The organism is Microcoleus sp. BM001215392, assembly GCF_036700185.1.
In the GTDB taxonomy this organism is placed as follows: domain Bacteria; phylum Cyanobacteriota; class Cyanobacteriia; order Cyanobacteriales; family Microcoleaceae; genus Microcoleus.
This window is the reverse complement of the sequence record NZ_JAUBOJ010000150.1, coordinates 1-3,268: the sequence shown is the minus strand read 5'-3', so window position 1 is coordinate 3,268 and position 3,268 is coordinate 1. Positions and strand designations below refer to the sequence as shown.

Below are 3,268 nucleotides of genomic sequence, written 5' to 3'. Positions count from 1 at the left end.
CCAAACTCCTCACCCAAAAAATAGGTTAGTAGTGAGGACTTTAGTCCTTCTTCTTAATTTTCTGACTCAATTCCTGACAAACCAATTTTCTAAAAAGCAATTAACTCAATATCGTATTAATATAAAAAAATCCCCAACCAATCAAAAATATTCCGTGATTAAAACTGCTTTGATGCCTTAGGGGAATTGTTTAGGAATAACAATTAAATAAATTACAATTTTTATTGTTCTTGTAGGACGGGCGTCCCACAAATATGTGTAAATTATTTAATTCGCAATCCTTACAGAAGCGCGCCATTGATAAAGCTGCTAACTGCCGCCAAGGCGATCGCCCCCAATACCGCACTCCAAAGACCCATCCGCAAGCGAAATCCTTCAACCAACTTCGCAGCCGAAGCAAAAACAATCACGTTGATTACAAAAGCAAACGCCCCGGATAGCAATCCCAGCGTCAGCAGATTCGGTACCAAAAAAACAGCTTTCAGAATTGGCAAAATTAAAACATTCAAAATTCCCAAAACCGCAGCGGAGATTACTGCTTTCGGTGTGCTATCAATTTCTACACCGATCGGCAGTTGAGAAATTAGCAGCAAGCTGCTGCCCGTCACCAGCCAAGCAATCAAAAAATCCATCAGTTCCACAGCGCCCGTACCTCCTTAACAGTTGAATCATCATAAAAACTTCATATTTAACACTTATATTAGTCGCAATATCCGGCTGATTCGTCTACCAACCGGCAGAATTTATATCTGTCACTAAAGAGTGAGAAGTGATAGTGGCTGTATCCTCTGCTAAATAATCCGGATGGGAACCGTATCTACCTGTTAATTGAATAAAAGAGCAGATTAATTAATATGGCTAGCGATTTTTCTTTTAACTCTAAAGTCCGATTAAACAAAAATACCTCGGACAATCCTGCACAGCAACGCAGCCGATCGCTCCAAGTGATGGTTTTTATGCTGATAGTCACTACCATGGTGGCGATGCCGATCTTTCGTCTAGCCGAACTGCAACTGGTACAAGGAGCCTACAACCGCCAGCGGGCGGAGAACAACCGCATTCGCCCTGTCTCAGTCGCAGCAACGCGCGGTCAAATTTTAGATCGCAACGGCAAAATTTTGGCGGCGAACCGCGTATCGCGATCGGTATATTTGTGGCCAAAAGAGCGATCGCCCCAAGAGTGGCAACAAGTCGCAGCAACACTCGACCCGATCGTCAAACTTCCCGCCGCCGAAATCGTCAAAAAAATCGATACAGCAGGCTACAAATCAGCCCTACCAGTGCGAATTAGTAAAGATATCGATGTCGCTACTTTCGTCGCTTTGGGAGAACAAAGTAATACTTTGCGGGGAGTTGAAATTCGCGCCGAATCGAGCCGAGACAATCCCAACCAGCAATTAGCAGCTCACCTTTTAGGATACGTCGGCGAAGCTAGTTTAGATCAATTAAAAGCTAATCCAGCATATCCGATGGGCATGATTGTCGGTCAGATGGGAGTTGAAAAATTAGTTAATCCTACATTAGAAGGCGTTTGGGGAAACCGCTTAATTGAGGTGAATGCTAAGGGCGAGGAAATCCAGGATTTAGGTGTAAAAGATCCTATTCCCGGCAAACCCGTGCAGCTAACTTTAGATTTAGATATGCAAAAAACTGCCGAAAAAGCTTTGGGCGATCGCCTGGGTGCCGTTGTCGCGATCGACGTGAAAACCGGAGCGCTTTTAACAATGGCTAGTTGGCCGACATTTGACCCCAACATTTTCACCCGCAAGGTGACTCAAAAAGAATGGGATCGACTGCAAGGGCCAGAAAAACCATTTTTAAATCGCGCTGTTCAAGGTTATCCAGTCGGTAGCACTTTTAAAATTGTCACCTCTGTCGCCGGGATGGAATCGGGCAAGTTTTCTCCTGACTCGACTTTAGTATCATCTTCTTCAATTAACATCGGCGGAATTTCCTTTAACGAACACGGCGCCGGTTACGGCACGATCGGTTTCCGCGATGCTTTGGCCTTTAGCAGCAATACGTTTTTCTATCAAGTAGGCATGGCTGCCGGCCCCGAACAAATGTCGAAATGGGCTAAAAAAATGGGCATTGGCGGCACGATTAATTTAGATATTTTGGGGATAGACGGCGCCAATCACGGTCAAGTTCCCATACCAGCAGAGAAACAGAAAATGTACAAGGAAGATTGGTACGTCGGCGATACCGTCACAATGGCGATCGGTCAAGGCTTGGTACTTTGTACTCCCTTAGAATTAGCAGTTATGGTATCAACAATTGCTAACGGCGGTTCGCGAGTGCAGCCGCACTTGTTGGCTTCTCAAACCAATACACCCCTCACGAAAAAAATCCCAACAGGAATTAAACCTTCTACTTTAAAGGTCATTAAAGAAGGATTGATTGACGTGGTGAAAAAAGGTACAGGCCGCGGCCTGAATGACGGTACTATTCCTTTAAGTGCTGGTAAGACAGGGACTGTGGAAATGCCCGGTCATCCTGACAATTCGATGTATGTGGGCTTTGCTCCCGCTGACAAACCGCAAGTGGCGATCGCAGTTATAGTTGAAGGCGGCGGATTTGGTGCTGTCTCGGCCGCACCAATTGCTCACGAGGTCTTTAAAACCTATTTTCAAAAGCAAGGTTTTAAACCTACCAATAAGCCTTTCTAGTCCTGAGTTAATTGTTGACTATTTGTATTTTGTTAAGTAGGGTGCGCACTGCGCACCTTTTTGTTGTAAGTGCGCTCAAAAGTTTTCCCCTACCAATCGTCTCACTTCCCAAGTCGATAAATTCATCATTTGCGCCACCTCTTCCCGATTCATCCCAGAATTTAAAAGTTGACTTAAAAGCGAGGGAAACAGCATTACCGTGTCCGGCTTTTGGGATACCAATGAAATATAATTTGTTGTATAAACTTGATAATTGTAGCAAGACTTTTCAAGATTGGCATAATACAAGCAGAGGCGCGAGCCTGGATGAATAAAGTACGATGGATAGTGTAAACATAAAAGACCTTTACTCAGAGATTTATGAACAAAGAAGAATTGCTCAAACGCTATGCCGATGGCGAGAGAGATTTCTCGGGAATCAGCTTAGTCGATGCCAATCTAGCAAACACGGACTTGAGTGGTATCGAGTTCAGTGGCGCTGATTTGAGGGGTGCTAAATTGAGAGAAACCAATCTCAGCGGAGCCGCTCTAGCTTCTTCTAACTTGAGCACTGCTAATCTCAGTCGCGCTAACTTAAGTAATGCTTGCTTAGAAGAAGC

The 3,268-nt window shown here is 44.5% G+C and carries 4 protein-coding genes; 3 read left to right on the top strand and 1 reads right to left on the bottom strand.

Annotated elements, in window-relative coordinates; genetic code table 11:
* Positions 1 to 181, top strand: a 181-nt coding sequence (locus QT974_RS17180; protein WP_333469656.1) for a hypothetical protein, incomplete at its 5' end; no start/stop codon positions are given.
* A 100-nt stretch (positions 182 to 281) separates the two neighbouring features.
* Here the strand turns inward: QT974_RS17180 and QT974_RS17175 are convergent.
* Positions 282 to 641 carry a phage holin family protein gene (locus tag QT974_RS17175; RefSeq protein ID WP_333469655.1) on the bottom strand — a complete coding sequence of 120 codons (360 nt, stop codon included), beginning with the start codon at positions 639 to 641 and terminating at the stop codon, positions 282 to 284.
* A 213-nt stretch (positions 642 to 854) separates the two neighbouring features.
* Between QT974_RS17175 and mrdA the strand changes: the two genes are divergently transcribed.
* Both mrdA and QT974_RS17165 read left to right on the top strand, forming a co-directional pair.
* On the top strand, positions 855 to 2,669 hold the full coding sequence (gene mrdA / locus QT974_RS17170; RefSeq protein ID WP_333469654.1) for a penicillin-binding protein 2: 1,815 nt from the start codon (positions 855 to 857) through the stop codon (positions 2,667 to 2,669).
* 360 nt (positions 2,670 to 3,029) lie between these two features.
* Positions 3,030 to 3,268, top strand: a 239-nt coding sequence (locus QT974_RS17165) for a pentapeptide repeat-containing protein (protein ID WP_333469653.1), incomplete at its 3' end; no start/stop codon positions are given.

Excerpts from the sequence above, each read along its gene's own strand:
- mrdA (WP_333469654.1), top strand. The coding sequence starts at position 855 with ATGGCTAGCGATTTTTCTTTTAACTCTAAAGTCCGATTAAACAAAAAT.